This window comes from Pseudomonas sp. Ag1 (assembly GCF_000278565.1).
Lineage (GTDB): Bacteria > Pseudomonadota > Gammaproteobacteria > Pseudomonadales > Pseudomonadaceae > Aquipseudomonas.
The window spans coordinates 140,373-162,007 of record NZ_AKVH01000103.1 but is presented as its reverse complement, the minus strand read 5'-3'; the positions used below and the strand labels follow the sequence as shown (position 1 = coordinate 162,007).

At 61.7% G+C, this 21,635-nt stretch carries 25 protein-coding genes and 1 pseudogene; 8 read left to right on the top strand and 18 right to left on the bottom strand.

The genetic code is table 11. The features are described from left to right. Positions 1–74: 74 nt before the first annotated feature. The 3 genes from A462_RS12530 (at position 75) to A462_RS12535 (ending at position 2,642) form a co-directional block, all read left to right on the top strand. Positions 75–1,706 carry a sensor domain-containing diguanylate cyclase gene (locus tag A462_RS12530; RefSeq protein ID WP_003215172.1) on the top strand — a complete coding sequence of 544 codons (1,632 nt, stop codon included), beginning with the start codon at positions 75–77 and terminating at the stop codon, positions 1,704–1,706. A 122-nt stretch (positions 1,707–1,828) separates the two neighbouring features. Further along, entirely contained in the window at positions 1,829–2,005 is a 177-nt protein-coding gene (locus tag A462_RS33495) for a DUF6630 family protein (protein WP_177325577.1), read from the top strand. A gap of 16 nt (positions 2,006–2,021) precedes the next feature. Then, positions 2,022–2,642 carry a LysE family translocator gene (locus tag A462_RS12535; RefSeq protein ID WP_008436344.1) on the top strand — a complete coding sequence of 207 codons (621 nt, stop codon included), beginning with the start codon at positions 2,022–2,024 and terminating at the stop codon, positions 2,640–2,642. 2 nt (positions 2,643–2,644) lie between these two features. Here A462_RS12535 and A462_RS12540 read toward each other — a convergent pair whose 3' ends face one another. Beyond that, complete coding sequence (locus tag A462_RS12540) at positions 2,645–3,349, bottom strand: CerR family C-terminal domain-containing protein (RefSeq protein WP_003215166.1); 705 nt, start codon at positions 3,347–3,349, stop codon at positions 2,645–2,647. Positions 3,350–3,448: 99 nt separating this feature from the next. Here A462_RS12540 and A462_RS12545 point away from each other — a divergent pair, with 99 nt between their 5' ends. The 3 genes from A462_RS12545 to A462_RS12555 are packed head-to-tail and all read left to right on the top strand — an operon-like array spanning position 3,449 to position 7,552. Then, positions 3,449–4,561: an HlyD family secretion protein gene (locus A462_RS12545; RefSeq protein WP_008436342.1), complete on the top strand. Its 1,113-nt coding sequence runs from the start codon at positions 3,449–3,451 to the stop codon at positions 4,559–4,561. Next, positions 4,554–6,134 (top strand): DHA2 family efflux MFS transporter permease subunit, encoded by a 1,581-nt coding sequence (locus tag A462_RS12550; protein WP_008436340.1) that lies wholly within the window; start codon positions 4,554–4,556, stop codon positions 6,132–6,134. The genes A462_RS12545 and A462_RS12550 overlap by 8 nt, the downstream gene beginning before the upstream one ends. Continuing rightward, positions 6,131–7,552 carry an efflux transporter outer membrane subunit gene (locus A462_RS12555; protein ID WP_008436338.1) on the top strand — a complete coding sequence of 474 codons (1,422 nt, stop codon included), beginning with the start codon at positions 6,131–6,133 and terminating at the stop codon, positions 7,550–7,552. The genes A462_RS12550 and A462_RS12555 overlap by 4 nt, the downstream gene beginning before the upstream one ends. 23 nt (positions 7,553–7,575) lie before the next feature. Here A462_RS12555 and A462_RS35255 read toward each other — a convergent pair. The 15 genes and pseudogenes from A462_RS35255 to A462_RS12625 all read right to left on the bottom strand — a co-directional run. Then, positions 7,576–7,671, bottom strand: a pseudogene (locus tag A462_RS35255) (N-acetyltransferase); the annotation flags it as partial. 27 nt (positions 7,672–7,698) lie between these two features. Then, a complete protein-coding gene (locus A462_RS12560; RefSeq protein WP_003215159.1) occupies positions 7,699–9,894 on the bottom strand; it encodes an OsmC domain/YcaO domain-containing protein in 2,196 nt (731 codons plus the stop codon). 101 nt (positions 9,895–9,995) lie between these two features. Then, positions 9,996–10,790: an alpha/beta fold hydrolase gene (locus A462_RS12565; RefSeq protein ID WP_008436335.1), complete on the bottom strand. Its 795-nt coding sequence runs from the start codon at positions 10,788–10,790 to the stop codon at positions 9,996–9,998. 116 nt (positions 10,791–10,906) lie between these two features. Continuing rightward, positions 10,907–11,221, bottom strand: coding sequence for a DUF2388 domain-containing protein (locus tag A462_RS12570; RefSeq protein ID WP_008436334.1), 315 nt, complete (start codon positions 11,219–11,221; stop codon positions 10,907–10,909). Next, a complete protein-coding gene (locus tag A462_RS12575) occupies positions 11,218–11,763 on the bottom strand; it encodes a hypothetical protein (protein WP_238544247.1) in 546 nt (181 codons plus the stop codon). The genes A462_RS12570 and A462_RS12575 overlap by 4 nt, the downstream gene beginning before the upstream one ends. A gap of 135 nt (positions 11,764–11,898) precedes the next feature. Then, positions 11,899–12,318 carry a hypothetical protein gene (locus tag A462_RS12580; protein WP_008436331.1) on the bottom strand — a complete coding sequence of 140 codons (420 nt, stop codon included), beginning with the start codon at positions 12,316–12,318 and terminating at the stop codon, positions 11,899–11,901. Between the two features lie 129 nt (positions 12,319–12,447). After that, on the bottom strand, positions 12,448–13,230 hold the full coding sequence (locus tag A462_RS12585; RefSeq protein WP_008436330.1) for a glycoside hydrolase family 19 protein: 783 nt from the start codon (positions 13,228–13,230) through the stop codon (positions 12,448–12,450). Positions 13,231–13,332: 102 nt separating this feature from the next. Then, positions 13,333–13,725 (bottom strand): hypothetical protein, encoded by a 393-nt coding sequence (locus tag A462_RS12590; protein WP_008436329.1) that lies wholly within the window; start codon positions 13,723–13,725, stop codon positions 13,333–13,335. Between the two features lie 26 nt (positions 13,726–13,751). After that, positions 13,752–13,967, bottom strand: coding sequence for a hypothetical protein (locus A462_RS12595; protein ID WP_238544246.1), 216 nt, complete (start codon positions 13,965–13,967; stop codon positions 13,752–13,754). A 7-nt stretch (positions 13,968–13,974) separates the two neighbouring features. Then, the gene (locus A462_RS12600) at positions 13,975–14,277 is read right to left on the bottom strand and encodes a hypothetical protein (protein ID WP_008436327.1); all 303 of its coding nucleotides are present in this window, start codon (positions 14,275–14,277) and stop codon (positions 13,975–13,977) included. Continuing rightward, the gene (locus A462_RS12605) at positions 14,277–14,549 is read right to left on the bottom strand and encodes a hypothetical protein (protein ID WP_008436326.1); all 273 of its coding nucleotides are present in this window, start codon (positions 14,547–14,549) and stop codon (positions 14,277–14,279) included. Before A462_RS12605 ends, A462_RS12600 begins: the two co-directional genes overlap by 1 nt. An 87-nt stretch (positions 14,550–14,636) precedes the next feature. Next, complete coding sequence (locus A462_RS12610; RefSeq protein ID WP_008436325.1) at positions 14,637–15,251, bottom strand: DUF2589 domain-containing protein; 615 nt, start codon at positions 15,249–15,251, stop codon at positions 14,637–14,639. 19 nt (positions 15,252–15,270) lie between these two features. After that, a complete protein-coding gene (locus A462_RS12615; protein WP_008436324.1) occupies positions 15,271–15,768 on the bottom strand; it encodes a DUF2589 domain-containing protein in 498 nt (165 codons plus the stop codon). A gap of 188 nt (positions 15,769–15,956) precedes the next feature. Then, a complete protein-coding gene (locus A462_RS12620; RefSeq protein WP_238544245.1) occupies positions 15,957–17,033 on the bottom strand; it encodes a helix-turn-helix domain-containing protein in 1,077 nt (358 codons plus the stop codon). 111 nt (positions 17,034–17,144) lie between these two features. After that, on the bottom strand, positions 17,145–18,038 hold the full coding sequence (locus A462_RS12625; protein WP_008436322.1) for a LysR family transcriptional regulator: 894 nt from the start codon (positions 18,036–18,038) through the stop codon (positions 17,145–17,147). 112 nt (positions 18,039–18,150) lie between these two features. Here A462_RS12625 and argC point away from each other — a divergent pair, with 112 nt between their 5' ends. Then, complete coding sequence (gene argC, locus A462_RS12630; protein ID WP_008436321.1) at positions 18,151–19,083, top strand: N-acetyl-gamma-glutamyl-phosphate reductase; 933 nt, start codon at positions 18,151–18,153, stop codon at positions 19,081–19,083. Here the strand turns inward: argC and A462_RS12635 are convergent. After that, positions 19,067–20,197, bottom strand: a complete 1,131-nt coding sequence (locus A462_RS12635; protein WP_008436320.1) for an epoxide hydrolase family protein — start codon at positions 20,195–20,197, stop codon at positions 19,067–19,069. The two genes, argC and A462_RS12635, sit on opposite strands and share 17 nt — an antisense overlap. Positions 20,198–20,319: 122 nt before the next feature. On the opposite strand from A462_RS12635, the gene A462_RS12640 reads away from it, so the two are divergent. Then, positions 20,320–21,201, top strand: coding sequence for a LysR family transcriptional regulator (locus A462_RS12640; RefSeq protein WP_003215146.1), 882 nt, complete (start codon positions 20,320–20,322; stop codon positions 21,199–21,201). A gap of 16 nt (positions 21,202–21,217) precedes the next feature. On the opposite strand, the gene A462_RS12645 is transcribed toward A462_RS12640, so the two are convergent. Beyond that, entirely contained in the window at positions 21,218–21,586 is a 369-nt protein-coding gene (locus A462_RS12645; RefSeq protein WP_008436319.1) for a hypothetical protein, read from the bottom strand. Positions 21,587–21,635 lie beyond the last annotated feature (49 nt).

The window sequence follows — 21,635 nt, the reverse complement described above, 5'->3', positions numbered from 1 at the left end:
TAAATCATCAGGCTATGGCAACTATCCGAATGGTACGACTACCATGTAGTCACACTCCTTTCAGATAGCCCCCAATGATCAAAGCCAGCCTGCGTAGTCACCTGACCCTCTGGTTTGCCGGTTTGTCGCTGCTCACCCTGGTGAGCGTAGGGTTCTACGTTGGGCACATCGCTACCGAGCAACTGAAACTGGCCAGTGGCAATGCCTTGTTGAGCACTGCCCGCTCCACCGCCGCGCTATTGGCGGTGCAGCTGCGTGAACGCCAGCTCGAAGTGTCGCTGCTCAGCCGCGCACCGCTGTTCAGACGGGGCAACCTGGACGATCCGGACATACTGACCTCCATGGAACAACGCACCCAGTCCCGCGCCGAGTACGCGTGGATGGGCGTCGCCGACACCGACGGGCGTGTGCGCCAGGCGGTGAATGGGCTGCTGGTCGACCAATCCGTAACGGCACGGCCCTGGTTCCAGGCCGGTTTGCAGGGCAACTACACCGGCGATCCCCACGAGGCGGTACTGCTTGCCAAGCTGCTGCCGGGCTCCAACGGTGAGCCCTGGCGCTTCATCGACTTTGCCGCACCGATTCGCAATGCCGGGGGCCAGGTGATCGGCGTACTGGGGGCTCACGCCCATTGGACGTGGGTGACACAAATTGTCGAAGCGGCCAAAGGCAATACGCCGGACATCGAGGCGCTGATCATCGACAACGACGGCAAGGTGCTCTACCCGGAACAACTGGCCGGCCAGCAACTGCCCCAGGACCGCCTGGCCAATGACACCGGCTGGTCGGTCGACAACGGCTACGTGACCAGCGCCGTGGCGGTGCCCAGCCCGTCGAATTCCAGCCTGACCTGGTACATCGTGATGCGCCAGCCGCTGGAAATCGCCCTGCACCCTGCCCGCGTATTGCTCTACAAACTGCTGCTGTTGGGCGTCATTGCCGCGGTGATTTTCGGCTTCGTGGCGTATTACCTGGCGTCGTACCTCAGCCGGCCCATCGAAGAACTCGCGCGTTCAGCCAAGCAGGTCCAAAACCAACAGCCTGGCGCGTATTTCCCTCAAGACCATTTCGTACTGGAAATCGCCCAGCTCGGGCGCTCCATCAAGGGCATGACCCAATCGCTGCTTGGCAAAGAGCGCGAACTGCAGGACACCAATGCGTCCCTGGAAGCCACCGTCGCCCAGCGTACTGCCGCCCTCACCCAGGCCAATGCCGAGCTGTTGAACCTGGCCAGCCATGACGCCCTGACCGGCGTCTACAACCGTCGGCGCTTCGATGAAAAACTGGCGGAGTACAGCCTGCTGTTCCAGCGCAGCGGGCGCGCGTTTGCCTTGCTGCTGATCGACGTTGATCATTTCAAGCGGATCAACGATACCCATGGGCATGCCGTCGGGGACGATGTACTGCGCCAGCTCGCGCAGTTGATTCAGGACGCCACCCGCGCCACTGACTTCGTCGCCCGTTACGGCGGTGAAGAGTTTGCGGTGCTGTTGCCGGAAATCGAAGCGCCGGACAGCCCGGATGTGGTGGCCGAGAAGATTCGCGCGGCAATTGCCGGGGCGTATTTCGAGACCGCTGGGCAGGTCACGGTGAGTATTGGCGTCGGGCTCGTTGAAGCGTCGGACAGCGACACCACAGTGCTGATCAAGCGTGCGGATCAGCAGTTGTATCGGGCCAAGTCGTCGGGGCGCAATCGCGTGGCGTGACGGTGTAGTGCGTCATGAGCCTTTCCAGAAAGCCACCACGCTCTTGATTAAATATCGACAGCCGCGCGCCCATGACCGTAATCTGCCCCACGAACGATGAATACAACGTATGCAGGTCATCAATGGCTGAGGTGCTGGACCGTTTCGACCAATGGCTGGTTCGGTTCGGCAAGCGTTACGTTCATCTGGACTCGGGAGATGACGATTTCCAGGGCTTTATCATCGATGCTGAACAGGTCGCGGCAACCATCGAACTGGCGCGTGTCGCCGGTATCAATGCCAGTCTTGAGAGTTTCTGATTTCAGGTAAATATCCATGTCCATCACCGATAACCTGCTCGCCTTTACCTTCGCCGCCACGTTGCTGACGCTGACCCCAGGACTGGACACGGCCCTGGTGCTGCGCACCGCAACGGTCGAAGGCAAGCAACAAGCCTTGCGCGCCACCCTGGGTATCAATGCCGGCTGCCTGCTGTGGGGTGCAGCGGTGGCCTTTGGGCTGGGCGCGTTGATTGCCGTGTCCGAGGTGGCCTTCAACGTATTGAAGTACTGCGGCGCGGCTTACCTGGCGTGGCTGGGCTTGAACATGCTGGTGCGTCCGCGCAGTTCGCTGGCGTCCGTCGAGGCCGATGGAAAGCCCGGCGCCAACTGGTTCCTGAAAGGCATGATGGGCAACGTGCTCAACCCCAAGATCGGGATTTTCTACGTGTCTTTCCTGCCGCAGTTCATTCCCCAGGGGCATCCGCTGGTGGCGTGGACGTTCGGGCTGGTGAGCATCCACGTGGTGATCAGCCTGGCCTGGGCACTGATACTGATCGGTGCCACGCAGCCATTGGCCGGTGTGCTGCGGCGTGAAAAGGTGATCAAGTGGATGGACCGCACCACCGGCATGATATTCGTGCTGTTCGCGGCCCGGCTGGCCTTCAGCAAGCGCTGAAGTCAGCGCCGGTCCCGATGCCGTACCAGGCCTTCCAGGGTAAACCGCGCCTGCATCAGCACCACATCCCGCACCAGTTCCATTTCCTTCTGGCTCACTTCGGTCCAGTTCAAGGCGGAGAGCAGCTTGGGTTTCTGCACCCGAAACGCCAGGCCCTGGGTGAACAGCGCCATCGAGTGGATCACCGTGCGTTCGTCGTCAACGGCAAGGCCGGCAACGCGCGCGATCAGCAGGCGGATCACGTTGGCGATGCGCGCCTTGAAGCGTTCCTCGAACGCCATGGTCGCGCTTTCGGGGCAGAGCCCGGCCTGATGGCGGTCAAGAAACGCCCGCCACGCGGTGGTCTGGGGACTGTCCTGGATCGTTGAAACCACCGCGCCGAGAATGCCCAGTGAGGCGTCGATCAACCTCTGATCGTCGACCCCGGGATCGGCCAGCGCACCTTCTGCGGCTTCAACGGTAGGCGCCATCTTCTGCCACAACAGCGCGATCAAGTGCTCGACGCATTCCAGGTACACGCCTTCCTTGCCATCGAAGTAGTACTGGATCGCGGGCGCATTGACGCCGGCAGCATTCGCGATGTCTCGCGTGGACGCGCCGTCGTAGCCACGCTCGCCAAATACCTCGACAGCCGCCTCGATAATGCGTGCGCGGGTTTCTTCACCCCGCTGATAACCCCCTTCGGCGGCCGGTTTGTGTCGTGCCATGTGCCACTCCATTTTTTTAACGTAACCAAAATATACCAGTTGACAAAAATTCGCGAAAAAACGAATTTATTCCAACTGATATAAAACTGGAGTGACTTGATGTCCGCTGCACCTCCCTCTCCTCAGGTCATTCCTGAAACCACCGTCAACGGCCAACGTGGCAAAGCCCGACGGATTCTACTGTCACTCGCCGGCGTGGCGCTGTTGGCCGGGCTGGCGTGGGGCGCCTGGTGGTGGCTCACCGGGCGCTTTATCGAGACCACCGACGACGCCTATCTGCAAGCCGACAGCATCAGCGTGGCGCCGAAAATCAACGGCTACGTCGCCGAGGTGCTAGTGGCCGACAACCAGAACGTGAAGCGTGGCGACGTGCTGGTGCGCCTGGATGCGCGCAAATACCAGGCAGTCAGTGACGAAGCCTCGGCGACGATTGCGGCCCGCGAGGCCGACTTTGCCAAGGCCCAGGCCGACCTCGTGCAACAGGACTCGACCATCGCCGAAGCCCGCGCCCAACTGCAAGGCGCCCAGGCCGACGCCCAGCACGCGCAAACCGAAGTCGCACGTTATGCGCCGCTGGCGCGTTCCGGGGCCGAGCCGGAAGAACGCCTGGCGCAGCTCAACAACCAGCTCGCCCAGGCCCGCAGCACCGTGGCCGCCAAGCAGGCCGCGTTGCGCTCCAGCCAGACCCGCTACGGCACCCTCGAAGCCCAGCTCAAGCAAGCCCAGGCGCAACTCGGCGTGGCCAAGGCCAGCGAAGCCCAGAGCCAGCTGGACGTGGACGACGCGGTGATTCGCAGCCCGCTCGATGGCCGCGTCGCTGATCGCGGTGTACGCGTCGGCCAATACGTGCAGCCAGGCACACGCTTGTTGACCGTGGTGCCGGTGAGCGCGATCTACCTGACCGCCAACTACAAGGAAACCCAGATCGGCGAGATGCGCGCCGGGCAGACCGTCACCGTGCATGTGGACGCACTGCCAGGCCATGATATTCAGGGCCACATCGACAGCCTGTCCCCCGGCACCGGCGCCCAGTTCGCGTTGCTGCCGCCGTCCAACGCCACCGGCAACTTCACCAAGATCGTGCAGCGGGTGCCGGTGCGGATTTCCCTGGATGTACCGGATGACGACGTGCGCCAGGCACTGGTGCCCGGCTTGTCCGCCACCGTGGAAGTCGACACCCGCACCCACAAGGCAGACGCCAACCATGGCTGAAGCCATCTTGACCGAAGTGCCCGCGGACAAACCGCGCAACGCTTCGCTGATCGACTGGATCGCGGTTGCCGCCGGCTCGCTGGGCGCCTTGCTGGCGACCCTGGACATCTCGATCACCAACTCGGCGCTGCCGCAGATCCAGGGCCAGATCGGCGCGACCGGTACCGAGGGCACGTGGATCGCCACCGGTTACCTGATGTCGGAAATCGTCATGATTCCCCTCGCCGCCTGGCTGACCCGGGTATTTGGCCTGCGCCGGTTCCTGATCGGCACCGCGTTGATGTTCACGTTTTTCTCGATGTTCTGCGGGCTCTCCTCAAGCCTCGGCGCGATGATCGCCGGGCGTATCGGCCAGGGTTTTGCCGGCGGCGCGATGATCCCGACCGCACAGACCATCGTACGCACCCGCCTGCCTGCCCATCAGTTGGCAATCGGCACCACGATGTTCGGCATGACGGTGATCCTCGGCCCGCTGCTGGGCCCGGTGATTGGCGGCTGGCTCACGGAAAATATCAACTGGCGCTGGTGCTTCTTCATCAACCTGCCCGTCAGCATCACCTTGATCACCTTGCTGATCACCGGCCTGCCCAGCGACCGCATGAACCTCCAGCAATTCATCAAGGCCGACTGGCTGGGCATCATTGGCCTGGCCATGGGCCTGAGTTCGCTCACCGTGGTGCTGGAAGAAGGCCAGCGCGAACACTGGTTCGATTCGCAGTTGATCATCTGGTTGAGCATCACGATGGTCATCGGCTTCTTCCTGATTGCCGTCGGGCAAGTCCGCTCGAGTACGCCGATCCTGCGCCTGCAACTGGTGCTCAACCGCAGCTTTGGCAGCGTGTTGCTGATTGCCACGGCGGTCGGCGCCGGGCTGTATGGCACGGCGTACCTGGTGCCGCAGTTCCTCGGCATCCTGTCGGGCTATAACGCGCAACAGTCGGGTTCGATCATGTTGCTGTCGGGGATCCCGGCGTTCCTGCTGATGCCGATCCTGCCGCGAATGCTTGGCCGCCTGGACCTGCGGATGATGGTCGGCGTGGGTTTGTTGATGTACTGGGCCAGCTGCTTTCTCGACACCCAGCTCACCGCCCAGAGTGTCGGCCATGATTTCTACTGGTCGCAGATCCTGCGGGGCTTTGGGCAGATCCTGGTGATGATGCCCCTCAGCCAACTGTCGATGCGCTCGGTGGAAACCCGCGATGCGGGTGACGCGGCCGGGCTCTACAACATGTCACGCAACCTCGGCGGCACCTTGGGGCTGGCGCTGCTCGGCGTACTGATGGACCGGCGCAGCCACTTCCACGACGACATGTTGCGCGAAGGCATCCAGGCCAACACCCAGTTGACCCAGGATCAAATGGCGAGCGATACCGCCAGCTACCTGGCGCAAACCGGCGACCCGTCCACCGCCTCGCTGCAGGCCCTCAGTCATCTGGCCAACGACATCGCCCAACAAGCGGCGGTGATGGCCTACAACGACGCGTTCTACGTGCTGGGACTCGCCATGCTGGCGTGCCTTCCCCTGATCTTCATCCTGAAAAAGCGCGCGGCGCAGGCAGGCCAACGAACATGATTTATCGCTCACTTCCCTTGCTCTTCACCGTCGGCCTGCTGACGGCGTGTACCGTGGGGCCGGACTACCAGGGCGCGCCGGATGCCGCGCCAAAGACCCTCGCGGCCGGGCGCTTGCCCCACGCCGACATAGGCCTGCCGCGCACACCTGCGGTCGCCCAGTGGTGGCAAGCCCTGGGCGATCCGCAGCTCAACCAATTGGTGGCCCAAGCCCTGCAAAACAGCCCGGACATGGCGACCGCCCAGGCGCGCCTCAAGCAATCGCGAGCCAGCCTGAGTGGCGCCAACGCCAACGCCCTGCCCAAGATCACCGGCGATGCAGCGATGCTGAAGCTGCGCTCCCCCGACACCTCGGCGCTGGGTGGCAGCAGTGGCGGTGGTCGCGGGCCATTGAGCCTTTACCTCGCCGGGTTTGATGCCAGCTGGGAGGCCGACCTGTTCGGCGGCACCCGGCGTGCAATCGAGGCGGCCCAGGCGGAAAACGACGCCTCGCAGGCGCAACTGGCCGATGCCCAGGTGCAACTGGCAGCCGAGGTGGTGCAGACCTATGCCGACGTGCGTGACCAGCAGGCGCGACTGGCACTGGTGGACGCCAGTGTCGAGATTGAGGAACAGGCGCTGGACCTGACCCAGCAGCGACGCAGCCGTGGCGTGGCCTCGCAGTTACAGCTGGAGCAGGTCCTGACACAGGCCGAAAACACCCGGGCCCAACGCCTGCCGCTGCAAGCGTCAATCGTCGAGGCGATTGACCAGTTGAACCTGCTCTGCGGCCTGGAACCGGGCGAGTTGGACGCGAGCCTCAACACTCCCCGCGCCCTGCCCGCTATCCCTAGCCAGGTACCCTTTGCAGACCCGGCGGCGATCCTGAAAGCACGCCCGGATATCCGGGTGGCCGAGCGCCAACTGGCTTCCAGCAACGCGCAGATCGGCGAGAAAACCGCCGACTGGTTTCCCAAGCTCAGCCTGATGGGCGACTTGTCGTTCTCGGCGGCCGATCCCGGGCACCTGGCGCGCAAGGACAGCGGCACCTGGCTGCTGTTGCCGCGGCTGACCTGGAACGCATTGGATTTCGGCCGGGTGGCGGCCAGTGTCAAAGGTGCGCAAGCCGGGCGCGACGAGGCCCTGGCCCATTACAAAAGCGTGGTGTTGAGTGCATTGCGTGATGCGGATGTGGCCCTGGCGCGGTATGGCAACCAGCGGCAGAACGTGGTGCTGCTGCGTAACGTGGAATCTTCGGCGGTACGGGCTGCGGACCTGACGCGCCAGCGTTATAAGGCAGGTACGGCGAGCACGCTGGATTGGCTGGACGCGGAACGTACGCGGTACCAGGCGCAGGAAAGCCGGATTTCCGGGGATGCGCTGTTGCTCAAGGACTTTGCGTCATTGCACAAGGCGCTGGGGTTGGGATGGACGTTGTAAGAGCCAGAGCAAGCAACCAATAACCTGTGGCGAGGGAGCTTGCTCCCGCTGGACTGCGTAGCAGTCCCATTTTCTGGGGCCGCTTCGCGACCCAGCGGGAGCAAGCTCCCTCGCCACAGGTCAATATCTTCCCTGACAGGTATGGATCAGCGCGCGGTATTGGCCCGCGCCGCGTGCAGCTTTTTGTAGCTGTCGATCAACCGCAGGTGCCGGTCCAGCCCTTCCAGCTTCATGCTCGTCGGCGTCAAACCATAGAACCGCACACTGCCATTCACCGACCCAATCGCCGCGTCCATCCGCTCGTTGCCAAACATCCGGCGGAAATTCACTTCGTAGTCCGCCAGTTCCAGGTCTTCGTCCAGCTCCATCTCCAGCACCGCATTCACAGCCTGATAGAACAAGCCGCGCTCGACGGTGTTGTCGTTGTACTGCTGGAACATCTCCACCAGTTCCTTGGCTTCTTCGAACTGCTGCAGGGCCAGATAAATCAGCAGCTTCAATTCCAGGATGGTCAGCTGACCCCACGCCGTATTGTCATCGAACTCGATGCCGATCAAGGTGGTGATGTCGGTGTAGTCGTCCAGCTCGCTTTCCACCAGACGCTCAACCAACCCCTTCAATTCCGCTTCGTCGAGACGATGCAGGTTCAGGATGTCTTCGCGGAAAAACAGCGCCTTGTTGGTGTTGTCCCAGATCAGGTCGTCGATTGGGTAGATCTCCGAATAGTCCGGCACCAGGATGCGGCAGGCGGTCGCGCCGATGTGCTCGTACACCGCCATGTAGACTTCCTTGCCCATGCCTTCGAGGATGCCGAACAAGGTGGCGGCTTCCTCGGCATTGGAGTTTTCACCCTGGCCGGAGAAGTCCCATTCGACGAACTCGTAATCCGACTTCGAGCTGAAGAAGCGCCACGACACCACGCCGCTGGAGTCGATGAAGTGCTCGACAAAGTTGTTCGGTTCGGTCACCGCATGGCCTTCAAACGTCGGCTGCGGCAGATCGTTCAGGCCTTCGAAGCTGCGGCCTTGCAGCAGCTCGGTGAGGCTGCGTTCCAGCGCCACTTCCAGGCTGGGGTGCGCGCCGAACGAGGCGAATACACCGCCGGTGCGCGGGTTCATCAACGTCACGCACATCACCGGGAATTCACCGCCCAGGGACGCATCCTTCACCAGTACCGGAAAACCCTGGGCTTCCAGGCCCTGGATACCGGCCAGGATGCCGGGGAATTTCGCCAGCACTTCCTGCGGTACATCCGGCAGCGCGAATTCACCTTCGATGATTTCGCGTTTTACCGCGCGTTCGAAGATTTCCGACAGGCACTGCACCTGCGCTTCAGCCAGGGTGTTACCGGCACTCATGCCGTTGCTGAGGTACAGGTTCTCGATCAGGTTGGACGGGAAATACACCACCTCGCCATCGGACTGGCGCACGAACGGCAGCGAAACAATGCCGCGTTCTTCGTTGCCGGAGTTGGTGTCGTAGAGGTGTGAGCCGCGCAGCTCGCCGTCACGGTTGTAGATGTGCAGGCAATGCGCGTCGAGTATCTCCGGTGGCAGTTCGTCCTTGCGGCCCGGCTTGAACCAGCGCTCGTCCGGGTAATGCACAAACGCCGCGTTGGCGATGTCTTCACCCCAGAACTGGTCGTTGTAGAAGAAGTTGCAGTTCAGCCGCTCGATAAACTCGCCCAATGCCGACGCCAATGCGCCTTCCTTGGTCGCGCCCTTGCCGTTGGTAAAGCACATCGGCGAGTGCGCGTCGCGGATATGCAGCGACCATACGTTGGGCACGATATTGCGCCACGAAGCGATCTCGATCTTCATGCCCAGGCCCGCGAGAATGGCCGACATGTTGGCGATGGTTGTTTCCAGCGGCAGGTCCTTGCCCGCGATGTAGGTGCCCGCGTCGGACGCCGCGCTCGGCATCAGCAATGCCTGGGCATCGGCATCCAGGTTTTCCACTTCCTCGATGACAAACTCCGGCCCGGCCTGCACGACTTTTTTCACGGTGCAGCGGTCGATGGAACGCAGGATGCCCTGGCGGTCTTTATCGGAGATGTCCGCTGGCAATTCGACCTGGATCTTGAAGATCTGGTTGTAGCGGTTTTCCGGGTCGACAATGTTGTTCTGGGACAGGCGAATATTGTCGGTAGGGATGTTGCGGGTTTCGCAGTACAACTTCACAAAGTAAGCCGCACACAACGCCGACGACGCCAGGAAGTAATCGAACGGACCGGGGGCCGAGCCATCGCCCTTGTAGCGAATAGGCTGGTCGGCCACCACGGTGAAGTCGTCGAACTTGGCTTCAAGTCGAAGGTTGTCGAGAAAATTGACCTTGATTTCCATGCGGGATTACCAGAATAGCGAGCAAAATATGGCCGCCATTATCCGGGTTTCGAGGCGTAAGTCTTGTGCTTTCGGGCCTGGCCGATCGTTGGCGATGGGTATCAGCCGTGTTGAAAGTCCGCAATCTGCTGCCACATCGCGATCGGGTTGGAGTACATCGGGAAGTGCCCGCACCGGGCAATCGGCGCCAACCGCACGCCTTGCGCCTGGATATGCGCCAGGTACGACAAATGGGCATTCTGCTCGCCGTACATGAACATGCGCGGGCATTCCAGGCCGAGGAACTTGCCCATCAAGTCGGCGTTATCCGACAGTTCGACCATCGACTGGAAGATCCCCCGCACCGCCCTGGCACGCACCTTGTGCCGCAGGCTCGCCGAATACAGCGCGCTGGCGTAGGCCGGTGCCTGCCGGGTGCGCTCGATAAAGGCGCTGAAAAACGCCTCGGGATCGTCCGCCGGGTAGTCGACGATCTGCCGGCTGAGAAAGCAGTCTTCCGGGGCGATATTGCCTTCGATATCGACAAAGCTCAGCACCCGGCCCGGGAACTGGTGCGCCAACATCAGCGCGGTAAGCCCGCCCATGGAGTGGCCTACCAGATGGAAGCGCTCGATGTTGAAATGCTCGAGCACCTGCAAGGCGGTTTGCAGCAGGAACGGGATGGAGATCTTCGACAGGTCATCGCAATGGCTCTCACCGCAACCCGGGGCGTCATAAGCCAAAAATGGATGACCGTCGAAGGCAGGTTGCTGGACGATGTCGGCGTAGTCTTCCTTGGTCGAGCCAAAGCCATGCAGGAACACGATTGGCGCCAGGGTACCCGCGCGGTGGATCGCGGCGATGTTCAACGGTACGCCGTCGACGGTCATGGGGAGCTGGGTATGGATGAATGGCATAGTGAAGACTCCCTGAAGAAACCGGATCAGCGGCTCAAAAAACCGCTAATGTCGACGGCATTCAGCTTTCTGTAAATTCCTGATTCAAGAAGGTATTCATAGCCTGATCGTATGTATCACTGAATCACCGCCACCGCCTCGGCAAACTGCGCATCGCTGACATCAGCGTTACCGCCAGCGCTGCGAAAACTCAGCAGCGCCTGTTCGAAATACGCGCCACGAATCTCGCCGTCGGACCCTACAAACGCCAATGCGTCATTCTTGGCCGAAAGAAAGCTGCCCGGGCGCGTCGTCAGTTCCGACGTCAGCAAGGTGAAGGTGGAGAACCTCAGGCATGACCAGCCCAGCGGATCGTCGGCAAAGGAGATGCCGTCTTTGGCCTGGGCGGAGGTGGTGACGAGCAAGGCAAAGATGAACGCGAAGATTCTCAACGATCAGCCGCCAGTTCACAGACAGCCGTGCCCTTTATACCCGAGGCTTGCATGCTGACGTGCCGCACGGAAAAGCCGGGGTGCGTCACCGTTTTCTTTTCAGACCATGGCCCACCACTGGCGACCTGGTAGCTGATGGAGCCATCGGCGGCCCAAGCCAGGCGCAGTGAGTAGACCCCGTTGTGATCGGGAGTGGTCAGGACCAGGCTATCAGTGACCCGCTGTGCCTTGTTGAACAGCCGCAGTTGGAAAGCCCGTTGGTCGTCGGTACCTAGCGGGTAGCTGGAGAGAAACAGGATATTGTCCTGGGCATCGTCCTCGCCCGCTCCGAGAATGACCGAAGACACCCATTCCTCACCGAGATTGTTTTTTTCAGTGGTCACGTTGCAGGTCAACTGCCCGTGATTTCCGACTTTCTGCTTGAGGTAGTTGCCGTAATAACCGTGTGGCACATTGAACTTCAGCGTTTGCACAGGCCCGGCGCTGCAGCCGAACAGCAAGCTCAATAGCGATAGCCCGATCACTCCTTGAAAAACCTTCACACGCGCTTCCTTCCTTGAAATGGCTGATGACATCGGAGCGCAAGGCTAACCGTCTTGCCGGATGTGTACAACATCGCCAAGTACCTGGACCATGGTCCTGCCGTGTTCCAATGGAAACACGGCAGGGTTGTTGGCTTACGCCGTGGCCTCACGATGACGGCTCAAGTCGACAGCCATATCGGTATCACCTTCGCATCCGAACAGGCGCAGGTTTGGAAGCCCGGCGCTAATCAGCGGGCGTACGTTCTGGGCGAAGGCATAACCGTTACAGATATCGAAGTACAAGCTGCCGCTCCACCCTCCCGGCGGGTTGGCCAGCAATGCGTCAGCGAACTGACGAGGGGTGAAGTCGGTGAAGTTGACCCCTTCTTCGCCGAAGGCTTGCGGGGAGCCGTGCGCGGTGATGACCAGGACATCGCCATTGCGCAAGCGCCCGAGTGTCTGCGGCAGGGCGGCGCGGCGGCAGCCGCTGTAGCGATAATCAGCGCGAAAATTACGCGCGGCGGCGGTTAGCTGGCTGTCATCACGGCACCAGCAAAGCAGGGTTGTGCTCATGGTCTTGCTCCTTGCATGAGGTTGCGAACATTGAGAGAGGTTGCGTTCACATCTATTCCCCTTTTAAAGGGGATGGCGCGGTTGCGCCCTTCTCCCGCGCCTCGCAGCGCAGGAAGGCCTTAAACGGGGTTAATTCATCAGCAGCCACTTGGCTCGCTCGAGGTAGGCCATTCGATCGGCAAGGCCATTGGCGCCGCCGTTGATGAGTCGCGTGACCTCCTTCACATTGTCGGCATCGGCCTGGTCGTTGAGGTTCCTGCTGGACCAGAACCAGCCCGCAACGTCTACCGACAGGTCGGGGTCTGTGCCCACCTGCCCAGGCGCATCAGTGCCCTCGAAATCCCGGTGGCAGGCCAGGCCGTACTGGCGATAGTTGGCACGGCCCGTGAGCTGGATCAGCCCCCGGCCCTTGAACAGCTTTCCATCGCCTGGCTTCGTATTGCCAAGGTCTTTGCGCCCTTCGTAAGCAGCACCAGAAGCGATTTCTTCGGTGTAAACCAGGCAGCCACTTTCGTGGGCGATCTGCGCCAGGAAATGTGCAATGCGCAGCGGTGTATTGATCTTGTAGCGATTGAGCACATCGACAATCGGCTGGAAAAACTCGGCAACGCGCGAGGCGCTGGCAGTGGTCATGATGATGCGCAACTTTTCTACCGTCAGGCCTGGTGGCAGCCCCCTGCGCAGCGCCGCCATCGTCTGGTCACACGGCGCTACCAGAGCCCCCGGAGTAACCCCTGCACCTTGCTGGAAAGTCTTCAGTGCCCCACGGGAGCCGCTCCCCCACGCCCCATCAGTGGCGAGGTTGCAGACCAGGCCATGTTGGCCGCTGTTGAGGTTGAGCAGAAACTGAAGGCTGCGTACATCTGCCGGAATATTCTTGCCGCTGTCGCCGACTGTATTGCTAATGCACATGGTTTGCTCCTTGCTGCAGGCACACGTTTCCCGTCAGGCGACGGGAAACGTGCCTTGCATCAGTGTGTTCTGAAGGTGGAACTCAGGAAGCGGGCGTTGTCGCTACTTGCCCGGGGGATCGAGCTTGACGGTGTAGAGGGGGCTCTCTTCACCGCGTTTAAACAACTCAATGACGACAGCACCGCCAGCGCCGCGTCTGTGCAGATAACCATTTTCCAGTGGCGCACAACGGCCCTTTGCCGGCCCGCCCAAGGCATAAAGATCTACTTTCTGCTCATCCGTCGTGACGAAATTGAGCGTGAGATTGCAGGCCCAGCTGCCTGCGACGCGCAGATCTCCAGCCGGGGCAGACGGTGTGGCGCTGGGGAGCGTCAGGGCAACCCGAACATAGTTGCTACCGTCGAGGATGGTCCCCGCCAATTGTTCATCGGCAGAAGCCGGCAGGATGCCTGCCAGCAACATCGCGCCAGCGAACAGGGATGCTGTTTTTTTCATTTTGACTCTCCTTGTTAAGTGACTGTCTAGAACCACAACGCCAACAAACGACTCGCCAGCTGCACAATCTCCCTCGCCAAATCGGGCTTGACCATCCCGAGCACCACCACCGCGAACAGGAAGGCAACACCCAGCCCGCATAACACGCGCTTGCGCATCAACATGCCCGCTGGCGGCTCGACGTTTGGCTTGATGATGCCTCGCAATGTCTTCGTCTCCTGTTCAGACAGGGTCAACAACATCGAACGGTCAGCGCGCCTCTTCATCGCCATGCCCCCGGTAGCGCCCAAGCAGGTTGCCATCGAGGCGAACGGTGATCGCTTCAGCCCCATCGCCCGGCACCTCGATACACAGTTCATGAGCGGTTGCCTTACCCCGCGGTGCACGCCCGATCCGCAGCGCCAGCGCCCCGCATGCAACCCGCTCTACCGTGGCGGCCACAACCACCTCCATGCCTGCCACGTAAGTACCCGGCCACAATCGACTGGAGGCCACCTGCGCCAGGTGCATTTCGCCGCCCAATGCCCGGATAAACTCCTCCAGGCGGATCATCACGACTGCCCTTCGTCATCGGGCAGCCAATACGGCTTGCGGGCAAAACCCAGGTGGTAGATAAGGGCCTGCAATACCACCTGGTGCTCGCCAATATTGAGCAGCGTGAAATTCTTTTCGATGCCGACAATCCGCCCCTTGGGGGTTTCGGTCAGGCAGCGATTGAGCAGCGCGGCTTGTGCCTGCACCACCGCTTCGGGAGTCAGCTTTTCCGGATCGGTACTGCCGACCACGATGCGCTTTACGTATCCCACGTCCGTCAGGTCGAACATGATGGGTCTCCTTTCCGGAAAAGCCTGACGACCAGCGCCGGGTTAATCCCCTATAGCCGCTGGCTGTTAAGCACTAGCGATGCCGGCTTACGCCGCCGCCTGGGTGATCGCCTTGGGCGCGACGGACTGGGCGATCATGTCGAGCACCCGGGCCAGGCCTTCAGGCATGCCGTCGTCACTGGCATGCACCTCGACGTGGTACTTGGCCGACTGGTCGCTTGATCGGGTGTTTTCCTTGTGAGAAGACACCGAGCCCGAGATGTTCACCTTGGCGCTGAACGGGCCCCAGCCGATCTTCGCCTCGGCCGACAACGCCGCTGCGGAGTCGCTGGACTCGCGGGATTGCTCGGAGTTTTTAACCTCCATGTCGAAGCTGATGTCGACCTTGTTAATGGACAAGTTCGGCACCTTCACCACGGCCAGAAGCGGCACTTCCAGCTCCACCGTTTCCATCGGGTTGGCCCCGCCCGTGCCCGGGTTGGTCTGTGAAGGTCGATCGAAACGGAACATCACTGTTCGCACGCCACCGACCGCGTTGGGATCGTCGTCGGTCGCGGGCGGCAGAAAGCCAATCACCTTGATGAAATCAGCGGTGGCATTGGCCAGGCGTACCTGGGCATCGCAAGCGGCGGTCAGGGGACCGCCGATCAAGTCACCCATGGGAAGGCCGCGGAATTGGTCACCCATCGAGAAGTTAGGCATAAGTCATCTCCATTTGTACTCAGATCAATTTATCGAGGTTTTGAACCAGCCGAGCCATCCCCTCGGACGAGGGTTGGGTTTCGACTCTGAGGGTGACGCGCGCGAGTGGCCCGCCTTCCCCATTACGGCGAGCGCCAAGATCGACGCTCAAAGGCTTGTGGGATTCAGTCGGCCATGGGGAATCGGCATCGCCTGAGTCAGGCGCTTCACTTTGCACAGGGCTCAGTGCACCACTCTCATCCGCGTTGAGGCCAACCTCGAAAGAGATTTCCATGTCCTTCACGGCGAGCAGTCGTGAGCCTACGAGGGAAAGCAGCGGCACGGAGACCACGCGTTCCTCACCTTCCAGTGCGCCGGGGGAAGTGGATGGCAACCGGACCTCGATACTGACCGGCCGGTTATCTTCATCGAAATACTGGCGCACCGTGGACACCTGGAAACGCTGGATCTTGTCCTGCGCCTCGGCGACGGCCCCGGCGATGCTCTGGATGAGAAGGTGCAGAGATTGATTCGCCACGTGAGACGCTCCTTGTCAGATGCCAGTGCCAATGCAGACTGCTGTGCCTGGCAACGCCACTTGCTGATGGGTTGGTTGGTGAGTCGAGGTTAGGCCTGGAGTCCCGGTGCTGTCTGTGGACGTGCGTCCCGAAAACCTGGATGCGCGTCCCAAAAAAAGGCCGTTCGGTTAAACGGCCTCTGGCGGATTCAGCTGCTGATCAATTCCCGGACCCACTTCGCGAGCCCGGGCACGTCGCCAGCGTGTGGCACCAGGTGAGAAAAACCCGGCAGATCGCCGCGCTGCATGGCGGTTTTGGCAGCCCGTGGCGACAGGCCGAAGGCCTTGCGAAACAGCCGGCTGAAATGCGCTTCATCGGCGAAGCCATGGTCGTAGGCGAGGTCAGATATGCGCCGGGCGGCATTACCCGGGTCACCGAGTGCGAACAGGCACCGGCGCAGGCGACGTTGCTGGACGTAGTGGCGCACACCGCTAAATTTTTCAAACTCGCGGTACAGCTGGCTGCGCGAAACGCCCAGCTCCTTGGCAAGCGCACCCGGGGTGAGGTCATCGCGCTGCAGATTCTGCTCGATGTAAAGGCGTACCCTGCGGCCAAGATGGGCGGGGCCGGAACGCGGCGCCGCGGCTGTGCGAGCTGCTACCTGAGCCAGGCAAGCCGCGACCATGCCGAGTATGGGCAGCGTGAGCCTGAACGCCTCGTCCAGTGAAAGCTTCGGCACAACGAACGCCAATGAAGACAACAGTTGCGCCAGCAGTGCACCGGATGCGCTCTCCCGGCGCAGCACCAGGCCATGCAACTGGTCCGTGTCATACAGCAAGGGCGACAACGCCGTACGCGGAATCAGCAGGCTAACGCCCTCGCCCTGCGCCATGGAAAAATCCGCCGGTTGCGACAGATCAAGCACCACCACATCCAGCCGGCGCACCCGCAAACCGTCGCCGCACACCAGGCCTCTGTGCAAGGGCAGATGAAGCAGGTAGTGATCGAGGTCGCACCATTTCAATCGTGCCCGGTCCCGGCAGTAGCGGGCGCCATCCAGGCGACCACTGCAAAACAGAAAGCGGTTGAAATGGTAAACCGTCATTGAGGCTGAAAAATCATGAGTTTCGAGAGCGGTTGCATCAAACAGGAGTTCGATGGTCTGTCGCCAAATCAGGAAGCCTTGATTGCCGGGAGAGCCCAGCGTTGTACTGTGGAAACTCGGAATTGCTGTGAAACCCTGTCCTTCGTTGTCGCTAGAACCCTTAGCAGAATAAAACTCCATCGTACCGACCCATCCATAGTTGAGTCGGTAAAGGGCTTAGAAGGGGAATCGGGAAGTCGCCACTAATTTGGCATCACGCTCATAGAAATAAAATTCCATAGTCGGGCCCTGTCAATCCGTATGACCGACGCTCAACCCCCACAACACATCCAGCACGTGCTGCGTCGGCCGTTCGACGTTTCCGGCACGATGCGCGATACCCAACTGGCGCCACAACAACGGCTGCAATGGCCGCATCACAATCCGGCTGTCGGTCAACGGCGTGGACGCTTCATGGGGCAACAACGTCGCGCCATAACCGGCGGCCACCAGGCTTTTGATCGCATCGTTGTAGTTCAGTTGAATACGCGGTGTGGGCTGCAATCCTTCACTGGCAAACCATTCGGCGGTCAGGCGCGAAAGCCGGGTGGTGTTGTCATTCAGGATTAACGGCTGGGCAGCCAGCCAGGCGGGTGTTACCACCTCGGGGCATTCCCGACGCGCCGGCAAAAATGCCATGACCGGGTCGCGCCGCCAGGGCTCGATCCGCAAGCCCTTCACCGGTGCCTGGGGCAGCGCCACCAGGCCAATCTCCAGGGCGCCCTCGGCCAGCTTCTTCAATGTGTCCTGCGACGTGAGCACCGCCACCTGCACATCAATGGCGGGATGATGTTGGCTCAAGGTTTCCAGGGCTTGCGGCAGCAACTGTGCGATGGCTCCGGTTGAGGCTCCCAGACGCACCCGCCCCGCCAGCCCCTGCACCTGTCGCTCCACGTCTTCAAGCGCCTGCTCGGCATCCGCCAACAAGCGGCGGGCGCGCTCCACCAGGGTTTCGCCAATCGCTGAGGGCTGCACCCGCCCACGGGCACGCGATAGCAGCTTGCCGCCCACTCGCGCCTCCAGGTCGGCGATGTGCAGGCTGACGGTGGGTGGCGCCAGGTTAAGCATGCGGGCGGCCTCGGCGAACGAACCGAGGTCGGCAATCGCCACCAACGTACGCAGGCGGTCCAGGCTGATTTCGCGCATGGGTCAATCCTCGTTCATAAAATCTGAACTTCATCGTTTGGAAATTCAACTTTTCCTATCCTAGCGGCTGGCCGAAGATTGGAACACCTGATTTCCTATCCGAGTGCATCCCATGGCAAATCCTCTTGTATTCATCGACGGCGACCAAGGCACCACCGGGCTGCAGATCCATCAACGCCTGCGCGACCGCACCGATCTGCAACTGATCACCCTCAGCCCTGAACACCGCAAGGATCCGCAGCAGCGCGCCGAGATGATCAACGCCTGCGATATCGCGATTCTCTGCCTGCCCGACGACGCCGCACGGGACGCCGTCGCCAGCATCCACAATCCGGCCGTGCGGGTGATCGACGCGAGTTCGGCACACCGCACTCATCCCGACTGGACCTACGGTTTCGCCGAGATGACCCCGCAACAGGCGCAACGCATTGCCACGGCGCAGCGGGTGAGCAATCCCGGTTGCTATCCCACCGGTGCGATTGGGTTGCTGCGCCCGTTGCTTGAGGCCGGGCTGCTGCCCGGGGACTACCCGACGACCATTCATGCCGTCTCGGGCTATTCCGGCAAGGGCCGCGCCGGGGTGCAGGAGCACGAGGGCGCCGACGCTTCACAGGCGCCCGCGTTCCTGGTGTATGGGCTGGGACTGGCACACAAGCATGTGCCGGAGATTCAGCAGCAAAGCGGGCTGACGCAGCCGCCGCTGTTTGTGCCGGCCTACGGGGCGTTCCGTCAGGGCATCGTGCTAACCATCCCGCTGCAACTGCGGCTGTTGGCCCCGGGCGTGGACGCCGCGCGGTTGCATGCCTGCCTGTCGCAGCACTACCGCGATACCCGTCACGTACAGGTGCTGTCGATGCAGGCTGCGAGGGAGTTGACCTACCTCGACCCTCAAGCGCTGAACGGCACGGACGATGTGCGTTTGATCGTGTGTGAAAACCACGAGACGGGCCAGGTCCTGCTGGCGGCGATATTCGACAACCTCGGCAAGGGCGCCGCAGGTGCCGCCGTGCAGAACCTGGATTTGATGATCAAGCCGAGACCGTAGCGATAAAGGCGCGCAGGTCCGCCAGCATCAACGCCGGCTGCTCCCAGGCCGCGAAGTGACCGCCGGCGGGCATCTCGCTCCAGTGCACGATGTTGAAGGTCTTTTCGGCAAATGAGCGCGGCGGCGGCACGAACACCGGATCACGAAAGGCGGCAAATCCGGTCGGCACCTGGATGCGGGTGCCGACCGGGAATTTTGACGATCCCTCAAGGCGCTTGCCGTGATACATCCACGTCGCGGTGACCATGGAAGATGGCGCGAGATACAACATGATGTTGGTCAGCAGTTGCTCCTCGGTAAAGGTGCCCCAGAGATCCGGGCTGCCATCGGCGGTAGTGGGCAGATCGGCCCATGTGCCGATTTTTTCGAGGATCCATCCCGCGGCCCCCACCGGGCTGTCGGCCAGCGCGACACCCAGGGTCTGCGGGCGGGTTTCCTGCTGGTGGTTGTAGCCGGTTTCCCAGTCGATCAGCACGTCACGCCGGGCGACGAAAGCCTCCTCCTCCGGCGTGGTCGCAACGGTGCCCTGGGCCAGCAGGTCGGCCATGTTCAGGTGAATCCCCAGTAACGCCTCGGGCCGATCGTGGGCCATCCAACCGGCGATGCCCGAACCCCAGTCACCGCCCTGAACGATGAAGCGGGTTGGCCCGAACAGCCGGGCCATCAGCCCATGCATGAGTTCGCCCGCCCGACGTGGGCCAATCACTCCGGTGATCGGCCTGGAGAATGCAAACCCCGGAAGCGACGGCACGATCACATCGTGTCCGTCAGCCGCCAGCGGTTCCAGCAGCGCCTCGAATTCCAGGTACGAACCTGGCCAGCCATGGAGCAGCAGGATCGGCGGCCTGGAACCGTCGCCCCGCACATGGACGAAGTGCAGGTGCTCGCCCTCAATCTCGGTGATGAAGTTGGGCAGTTGGTTGAGGTGTTTTTCGACCCGGCGCCAATCATAGGATTCCAGCCAGCAAGCGACCAGGCGCTGAAGGTCGCGCACGCCAACGCCCGACTTCCACCCTCCCAAATCGGGAAGCCGGGTCCAATCGTAGGCGGCGACTTTGTCGCGGATGGCCACAAGACGTTCGTCGGGGACATTGATGGTGTAGGGCAAGATCATGGGATTCTCCTGGTGAGTTTCCGTATTACATTGCTTTACGCAATACTGAACCCGACAAAAACCGATGTGAACCCCATTACGCCGCTCAAGGCCTTTGCGAAAAACGCACAAGTGAGTTTCCCGTGGACATAACGGACGAACTGGAAATCTTTACCCTCGTGGCCGAGACCGCGAGTTTCTCGGCGGCCGCGCGTCGCTTGAACCTTGCGCCCTCCTCCATCGCGCGGGTGCTGGACCGCATGGAGGCCCGGCTGGGCGTACGCCTGTTGCTGCGAACCACGCGCTCACTGACCGTGACCCCGGAGGGTGCCGCCTACCTGTCGTGCGCCCGGCGGATCCTCACGGACCTGCGGGAAACCGAACAGCAGATTACCGACCAGAGTTCACCCCGCGGGCGCCTGCGGGTCAGCAGTTCGCTGCTGTATGGCAGGACCTTCGTGATCCCGTTGTTGGGCGAGTTCATTCAGCGTTACCCGGACATCCTGGTGGACATCAACCTGACCGACACCGTGGTCGACATCGCCGCCGGGCAAGCCGACGTCGCAGTGCGATTGGGCCCGCTGCCCGACAGCAGCCTGACGTCCCGCCGGCTGGGCGCCACCCACAAGGTCATCATTGCTGCGCCGAGCTATCTGGCACGACGCGGCACGCCGCAGGTGCCGGAAGACCTGCTGGATCACGACTGCATCGGTTTCAACTTCAAGCGTGCGGCGCCCACCTGGCCGTTTCGCAAGGATGGCCACGACTATTCACTGACGATCAAGGGCCATGTCGAAACCAATAACGGTGACACCCAGGGCCAATTGGCGGCCGAGGGCATCGGCATCGCGCGGGTCTGCGCCGAGACCGTGGCGGACGCCATTCAGGCGGGTCGGCTGGTGCCGCTGCTGGAGGCATTCAATCCAGGCGATGGCGAAGAGATCCATGCCGTGTTCCTCGGCGGTACCCACACGCCGGCGCGGGTCCGGTGTTTTGTCGACTACCTGGTTGAGCGGTTCCAGTAGGCGCGAAATTGCATGATTACTCGGCAACGAGTTCGACGTAGCTCGACTCCCCGCCTCCCGTCGCGCCCGACAACCAGCCCCAGACGAAGGCCAGGGTGGTACGCCCGGCGTCATCCACGCCTAGCGTGCCCCGGGACCAGCCGGCAAGAATCTCGCCCTCGGTGGTCAGGCACTGGTACAGCAACTCGATGGTATCGGGGCCTGTGGCGCGCCCGACTTGATTGCCCATGCGAATCCGGCCGCCCTGGTAGGTGCCCCATATGGCGTTTTCATCGACGTGGTAATGAAACACGGTGCCTGTACCGGACACACCATGGGTGTTGCCCGCGACGATAAACCGGCGGTTGTCCAGGCGTTCGCTGATTTGGCAAAAGGCATTTGGCATTGACAGGCGCTTCCTTGGTCGAGAGGGTCCATTCCGGGGCGCCCAACCT

Coding starts and splice junctions, on each gene's coding strand:
- A462_RS12530 (WP_003215172.1), top strand. CDS start 75: ATGATCAAAGCCAGCCTGCGTAGTCACCTGACCCTCTGGTTTGCCGGT.
- A462_RS33495 (WP_177325577.1), top strand. CDS start 1,829: ATGGCTGAGGTGCTGGACCGTTTCGACCAATGGCTGGTTCGGTTCGGC.
- A462_RS12535 (WP_008436344.1), top strand. CDS start 2,022: ATGTCCATCACCGATAACCTGCTCGCCTTTACCTTCGCCGCCACGTTG.
- A462_RS12540 (WP_003215166.1), bottom strand. CDS start 3,349: ATGGCACGACACAAACCGGCCGCCGAAGGGGGTTATCAGCGGGGTGAA.
- A462_RS12545 (WP_008436342.1), top strand. CDS start 3,449: ATGTCCGCTGCACCTCCCTCTCCTCAGGTCATTCCTGAAACCACCGTC.
- A462_RS12550 (WP_008436340.1), top strand. CDS start 4,554: ATGGCTGAAGCCATCTTGACCGAAGTGCCCGCGGACAAACCGCGCAAC.
- A462_RS12555 (WP_008436338.1), top strand. CDS start 6,131: ATGATTTATCGCTCACTTCCCTTGCTCTTCACCGTCGGCCTGCTGACG.
- A462_RS12560 (WP_003215159.1), bottom strand. CDS start 9,894: ATGGAAATCAAGGTCAATTTTCTCGACAACCTTCGACTTGAAGCCAAG.
- A462_RS12565 (WP_008436335.1), bottom strand. CDS start 10,790: ATGCCATTCATCCATACCCAGCTCCCCATGACCGTCGACGGCGTACCG.
- A462_RS12580 (WP_008436331.1), bottom strand. CDS start 12,318: ATGAGCACAACCCTGCTTTGCTGGTGCCGTGATGACAGCCAGCTAACC.
- A462_RS12585 (WP_008436330.1), bottom strand. CDS start 13,230: ATGTGCATTAGCAATACAGTCGGCGACAGCGGCAAGAATATTCCGGCA.
- A462_RS12590 (WP_008436329.1), bottom strand. CDS start 13,725: ATGAAAAAAACAGCATCCCTGTTCGCTGGCGCGATGTTGCTGGCAGGC.
- A462_RS12595 (WP_238544246.1), bottom strand. CDS start 13,967: ATGTTGTTGACCCTGTCTGAACAGGAGACGAAGACATTGCGAGGCATC.
- A462_RS12600 (WP_008436327.1), bottom strand. CDS start 14,277: ATGATCCGCCTGGAGGAGTTTATCCGGGCATTGGGCGGCGAAATGCAC.
- A462_RS12605 (WP_008436326.1), bottom strand. CDS start 14,549: ATGTTCGACCTGACGGACGTGGGATACGTAAAGCGCATCGTGGTCGGC.
- A462_RS12610 (WP_008436325.1), bottom strand. CDS start 15,251: ATGCCTAACTTCTCGATGGGTGACCAATTCCGCGGCCTTCCCATGGGT.
- A462_RS12620 (WP_238544245.1), bottom strand. CDS start 17,033: ATGGAGTTTTATTCTGCTAAGGGTTCTAGCGACAACGAAGGACAGGGT.
- A462_RS12625 (WP_008436322.1), bottom strand. CDS start 18,038: ATGCGCGAAATCAGCCTGGACCGCCTGCGTACGTTGGTGGCGATTGCC.
- argC (WP_008436321.1), top strand. CDS start 18,151: ATGGCAAATCCTCTTGTATTCATCGACGGCGACCAAGGCACCACCGGG.
- A462_RS12635 (WP_008436320.1), bottom strand. CDS start 20,197: ATGATCTTGCCCTACACCATCAATGTCCCCGACGAACGTCTTGTGGCC.
- A462_RS12645 (WP_008436319.1), bottom strand. CDS start 21,586: ATGCCAAATGCCTTTTGCCAAATCAGCGAACGCCTGGACAACCGCCGG.